We start from the raw sequence: 5,763 nt of genomic DNA, 5'->3' as shown, positions 1-5,763 counted from the left end.
TAGTTGGGACCTTGTCCCTGTGAGAGTAGGACGTCGCCAAGCAAGCTTAAGACGAGTCAGAATGACTCGTCTTTTTTATGTTTTATAAAATAAGCTCGTTATCTGTAGTTTTCTTGAGCTATAAATAACGAGCTTATTTGTGTTAAAAAATAGCAACATGAAAATTCAGTAAAGCTCTGTTTATTATAGTTCTGCTGTATTTTTCACATCAATGAGCTCAAATCGTTCGCAAACGAGTAGCATATCTTCAGAAAAAGTAAAACCAAACTCATTTAGTTCCTTTGTAAAAAAACGAACATGGGTGTCTTTCCAGTAATTATACGTGCAATCTCCTTCGCCTTCAGCGATAGCGAATTCTTCGCTTACTTCATTCATCGGTGTTACAGTTACTTCTATTGTTTTAATAATCGCTACAGGTTCATCCTGACTATTGAGTATAATACTATAATCATTAGTCGTCGGTAGTGGTTCATTTTCTAACTCATAAAAAATGTGACAGGAGCATGTTGCGGTTTTGATACCATCAATTACTAATTGTGCAAGATAATTAGGGGAATCCCCAAATTGCCAAGCTGTAACAGATGCTGGTTTTTCATTGTTTCCCCAATAAGTATCCCAATATGTTTGTGCTAATGGATTCATTTGTATCGTTACCTCACTCTAATTAATATGTAGTCTTTTTATAATCCCTGAGAAATTTACTTATTTGTATGCCTTTGTACTCATTTAAAATTTGTATCGGTGTGTTGTGAATTAAGAAAGAGAATATGCGGAATGAATATGGTTTGTAAACACGTTCTGTCCATATATGGGATTTTTAATTTTCCAATTGTGTCGTACGGTAAAGGATATAACTGTTTGAAGAATATTCGGATTATTAAGGGCGGTTTATTACAACTATGCCATATTGAAGTGAGTAATACTAGAGGTGAAATAGAGAAAAAACTGATATTCCAACTTGAATATCAGTTTAGTAATATGTGACTTATATGAATCTATAGCAATATGAACAGCGTAAATAAGATAGCCAGCAAAATACGATAATATGCAAAAGGTTTTAAACCGATCTTCTCTAAAAGCTTCAAAAAAGTTACTACGGCTAGCATTGCTACTATAAAAGAGGTAATGAATCCTACCGCAAACATAGGGATGTCATCAACGCTTAAATACTTCCAACTTTTTAATAAGTCTAAGCCTGTAGCTCCAACCATTACAGGAAGAGCAATGAGAAAAGAGAATTCAGATGCGGTCTTATAATTTACTTTCGCTAATAACCCTCCAGAAATAGTAGAGCCAGCTCTAGAGAAGCCAGGATATACCGCTAAGCATTGAAATAATCCAATTGTTAATGCTTGACGGTAGGTTAAATCATCCAGTGAATAGGCGGTTGCTTCTGTCTTTTTTACTTCTGCAAAAATCATAAGAATTGCTCCTGCTACAAGTCCAATGACGACAGTATATGGCTGAAATAAGTATGTTTTAATAACACCATGTAATAGTAATCCAGCAACTACCGCTGGGAATACACCAAGAAATACATGGAATGCGTTGAATTTTTTCTCTTTTCGTAGAAGAGGTTTAATATTACATAAAGAAACAAGGCGTTTATAGTATAAAATCGCAATAGCTAAAATTGCGCCTAACTGTATAACGATTTCAAAGGTCTTTGCTCTTTCTCCTTCGAAGCCTAATAAATGTCCGACTAATATAAGGTGGCCAGTAGAAGAGATAGGTAAAAATTCTGCTAATCCCTCTACAATACCGAGTATGAAGGCAATGATGATATCGCTCATAGTTTCACTCCTATAAATTAATGAATATCTACTCTCTTAAAATAGAATAGTGTTGCAATAAATCCGAAAATTGCTGTTGCTGCAATGATGATATAAGAATACTCTGGTGGATATGTGGGTTGTAATTCGTTATTTGCGATATCTAGAGTAGCGGTCCACGGAAATAGATCTTTATGTTTAGAGTTCACGAGCATAAGGTTAATCATTGTAATAATGACCGTTAATATAATAGGTGGTACATAGGTCTTCATTACAACGGTTAATAGTACAATAGGTGAAGACAATAGAAAGAGAAGTCCACCACATATTAAAAATTTTACGAGAGAGCTTAAGAGTAAGATGGTACTAAATCCAGGGAAGCTACCTATTAGCCCTAATAATAAAGTTAGTGTCCAAGCGACTAAAGTAAGCATTATGATCCAAAGAAAGAGAATGATGAACTTACTTATAATAAAGCTAATGCGTGAGACTGGAATAGTTAGTAAATGTTTTAGTGTATCTTCTGTATATTCACGGGTAAACAGATAAGCAATCACTACCCCATATAAGGGGAATCCTATAATTAAAGTAGTATATAAGTTAACTTCGGTGAATAGTTGATGGAACAAAATAGTTGGAGTAGGTTGTTTTGTTTTTATGTGTATATAAGACGCTACGACCACTAAGAAGGGTGCGACACCAGCCCCGATAATGCTAATCAAAAACATATTGGAACGTTTTAATTTTAATAGTTCTGTATAGAGCAGATTAACCAATTGTTCCACCTCCAACTAGATTGGTGAAATAATCTTCTAATCTGTCTTCGCTCATCGCCATTTTTAATACATCGACATCATTAAGAACGAACGTTCTGTTTATGTGTCCTTGCTGTCCAAAATGAGAATAAATACGAATCTTCCCTTCATCATGTACTTCATAATCAAAAATTTGAAGATAACTTTCTAATAGCATCGTGGCTCTATTGTCATTATTCACTTGAAATTCTATGTACTTACGGTTGGTTTTGCGTAGCGTATCAAGAGAAACTTCTTCTAGTAACTTTCCTTCATGGATAATTCCCATACGATCGACTAGTTGTTCTACTTCAGCTAATATGTGACTAGAAATGAGTATCGTTATATTTCTTTCCTGAGCTAAAGATTTAATGAGTTTTCGCATTTCTTTAATACCGATTGGATCGAGTCCATTAGTTGGTTCATCTAGTATGAGTAGTTCAGGGTAGTGGAGAAGAGCACGTGCAATTCCTAAGCGCTGCTTCATTCCTAAAGAATACTTTCCTACTAACTTTGTTGTTTCATGCTGTAAGCCTACTATTTCTAATGCTTCTTCAATGGCATTCTTTTTGTGGATCCCAATTATCTTTGCATTAATTAATAAGTTTTCTTTTGCAGTTAAGTTTTCATAAAACCCTGGAACCTCAACGATAGAACCAATTCTTCTTAAAATATTTTTTTGATTTTGAAATAAGTCTTCTCCGAATATTTCAATATTTCCACTTGTAGGCTTTATAAGGCTAAGTAGCATACGTATGGTTGTTGTTTTGCCCGCACCGTTGCGTCCTATGAATCCATAAACCTCTCCTTGTTGAACATTAATATTTAGATTATCTACTGATTTTTGAGTGCCATATACTTTAGTAAGGTTAGTCGTTTTTATAATTGTATGTATAGGAGACACCTACTTTCTATAAGTTCTTACTTACATAATAAGAAGGAAGGCTTAACTGCATATTAATCATTTCTTAACTATTTCTTAAAAGAAGTGTATTTTGGAATGGAAAAACCAAAAGTAGTTCGTTTCCATGGGATACTTTCAACCCATATATGCCCACCATTTCTCTCCACGAGCGCTTTAGAAATCGAAAGCCCGAGACCGCTACCACCAAAAGAGGAGGTTCTTGATTGTTCGCTTCGGTACATTCGCTCAAATATGTTTTGTAAATCATGTTTTGGAATGCCAGGGCCTTTGTCCCAAATAAGAAGTTCATATTCTGTATTGGTTTCTAGTAGTTCGATTCCTACTGTTTTCCCATCTTTTCCGTAATAAATGGCATTTTTTATTAAATTACCTATAATTCGCATAAGGCTAAGGTGATCTGCGATGATAGGACAAGTAGATTCTGGTATAAGAACCTGTAGTTCGATATTATGTTTTGAGAGTTCAGGTAAAAAATCGATTAAAGCTTCTCTAGTAACTTCAGAAAAGTCGAGTTCTTCTTCTTTTAGTGGGAATTCATTGGCGTCTAGCTTTGCCATATTGAATATTTCATCAACTAGATGTTTTAAGTTATTTGATTTCATATAAAGTATTTTAAGATATTCTTGCTTTTCTATTTCAGAAGCAGCTACTCCATCTTTTAAAGCATCGATATATCCAATAATGGAGGTGAGTGGCGTTCGGATATCATGCGAGATACTAGACAAAAGTTGTTTTCTAGATTCCTCGTATCTTTTTGCTTCAATCCGAACCTTTTCTAATTCAGCTATTAGTTCGTTTATTGAAAAAACGATATGATGTAAGGAACGGTCATTGCTTGTGAATAATCTCGTTTGTAAATTTCCGTTTAATACACGACTTAATTTAGTATTCATTGATTTGTGATTTTGAATAAATTGTATCCTTGAAAAGAAGAGATAAGTTGTAATTAAGATAAGGGTAATAAATAAAGACATTTTTACTCTTGGGCCCATTTGTATATTTAAAAGTCCGCAAATGATAAGTTGTAATGAAATAAGGAAGAGGGTTTTATCAGTCTTCAAGCTTTTCACCTACAAACTTATAACCAATTCCCCATATAGTTTGAATGAATTTTGGATTAGAAGAATCGATTTCTATTTTCTTTCTAAGTTTTCGAATATGTACCATAACGGTATTGTCATCTTCTATATAATTATCGTCCCACACATTTCGGAAGAGCTGCGTTTTTGTAAATACTTGCCCTGGGTTTGAAGTAAAGAATTTTAATAGTTCCAGTTCTTTTCCGGTTAAGTTGATTTCCTCTTTATTTGTATGAACTGTATATGTATTTAAATTGATAGTGAGTCCTTTAAAAGCTAAAGTTGTTTTTTCTTGAACGGTATTGTTACTTCCAAGAACTAAAAAACGCCGCATAAGAGCTTTTACTCGTGCAACCACTTCGTGAATGCTGAAAGGTTTCGTAATGTAATCATCAGCGCCAATGCTTAAACCTAAAATTTTATCAACTTCGTGATCTTTAGCGGTCAGCATTAATATCGGTACGTTAGTTTTATCTCTAAGCTTTCTACATACTTCAATACCATCTACTTTTGGCATCATAATATCTAATATAACGAGGTTATAATTGTTTTTATTAAATAACTGCAAGGCTTCATCGCCGTTAATCGCAGTATCTACCATATATAATTCTCGTTCTAAATATATTTTTAATAAATTTCGAATTTCTTTATCATCGTCTGCTATAAGAATACGTATATCTTTCATATTATCACCTGTTTCTAATAGAGTTTTATTGGTAGTACAACATGATAAGCAAAGAGGTACATTAGGGAATACAATAACTCTCTAATTATATACTAGTATTTGTTAAAATGAGGTTGCTAGTTTCTTTAGGGAAATCATTCTTATAAATTAAGTAAGGTGTGACGAATAAAGTATTTAATTGAATATGTTTTGGAGGATAGATTTAGTAAAGAGAAGGAGAAGAGAGTTTCTCGTTAATGAAACTATTGTAGGGGCTTATATAGCCTAAAGGGTATGAACATATTTAAATTAAATTTATTTGTAAAAAAGTATTGACGATTAGAGTATAGGGGTGTAATATAGAACAAGTCGCCGATGACAACAACGTCGAAAGCGACAAACGAAATAAAAAACTTAGTTGACATCAATTAACGAAAATGTTAACATAAGGGAGTCGCAAATGAGCGACCAAGTAGTTCTTTGAAAACTGAACGAAACAAACAACGTGAAACGTCAATTTTTATTTTTA

Annotated in this window: 6 protein-coding genes; all 6 read right to left on the bottom strand. The window is 33.6% G+C overall.

Features of this window, described 5'->3' with window-relative positions; translation table 11 throughout:
• Nucleotides 1-183: 183 nt before the first annotated feature.
• The 6 genes from JDS95_RS30260 to JDS95_RS30235 all read right to left on the bottom strand — a co-directional run bounded on the left by JDS95_RS30260 (nucleotide 184) and on the right by JDS95_RS30235 (nucleotide 5,255).
• Nucleotides 184-642, bottom strand: coding sequence for an ASCH domain-containing protein (locus tag JDS95_RS30260; protein ID WP_001068552.1), 459 nt, complete (start codon nucleotides 640-642; stop codon nucleotides 184-186).
• 353 nt (nucleotides 643-995) lie between these two features.
• Nucleotides 996-1,793 (bottom strand): undecaprenyl-diphosphate phosphatase UppP, encoded by a 798-nt coding sequence (gene uppP, locus JDS95_RS30255; protein WP_001279970.1) that lies wholly within the window; start codon nucleotides 1,791-1,793, stop codon nucleotides 996-998.
• Nucleotides 1,794-1,810: 17 nt separating this feature from the next.
• Nucleotides 1,811-2,548 (bottom strand): ABC transporter permease, encoded by a 738-nt coding sequence (locus tag JDS95_RS30250; RefSeq protein WP_000247704.1) that lies wholly within the window; start codon nucleotides 2,546-2,548, stop codon nucleotides 1,811-1,813.
• A complete protein-coding gene (locus JDS95_RS30245; protein WP_085451370.1) occupies nucleotides 2,541-3,470 on the bottom strand; it encodes an ABC transporter ATP-binding protein in 930 nt (309 codons plus the stop codon). The genes JDS95_RS30250 and JDS95_RS30245 overlap by 8 nt, the downstream gene beginning before the upstream one ends.
• Nucleotides 3,471-3,538: 68 nt before the next feature.
• The gene (locus tag JDS95_RS30240; RefSeq protein WP_000845344.1) at nucleotides 3,539-4,552 is read right to left on the bottom strand and encodes a sensor histidine kinase; all 1,014 of its coding nucleotides are present in this window, start codon (nucleotides 4,550-4,552) and stop codon (nucleotides 3,539-3,541) included.
• Nucleotides 4,542-5,255 carry a response regulator transcription factor gene (locus JDS95_RS30235; RefSeq protein ID WP_000651984.1) on the bottom strand — a complete coding sequence of 238 codons (714 nt, stop codon included), beginning with the start codon at nucleotides 5,253-5,255 and terminating at the stop codon, nucleotides 4,542-4,544. Before JDS95_RS30235 ends, JDS95_RS30240 begins: the two co-directional genes overlap by 11 nt.
• Nucleotides 5,256-5,763 lie beyond the last annotated feature (508 nt).

The sequence above is a fragment of the Bacillus cereus group sp. N24 genome, assembly GCF_016483345.1.
In the GTDB taxonomy this organism is placed as follows: Bacteria; Bacillota; Bacilli; order Bacillales; family Bacillaceae_G; genus Bacillus_A; species Bacillus_A toyonensis.
The sequence above is the reverse complement of the archived record's forward strand: the minus strand, read 5'-3'. Positions and strand labels throughout refer to the sequence as shown.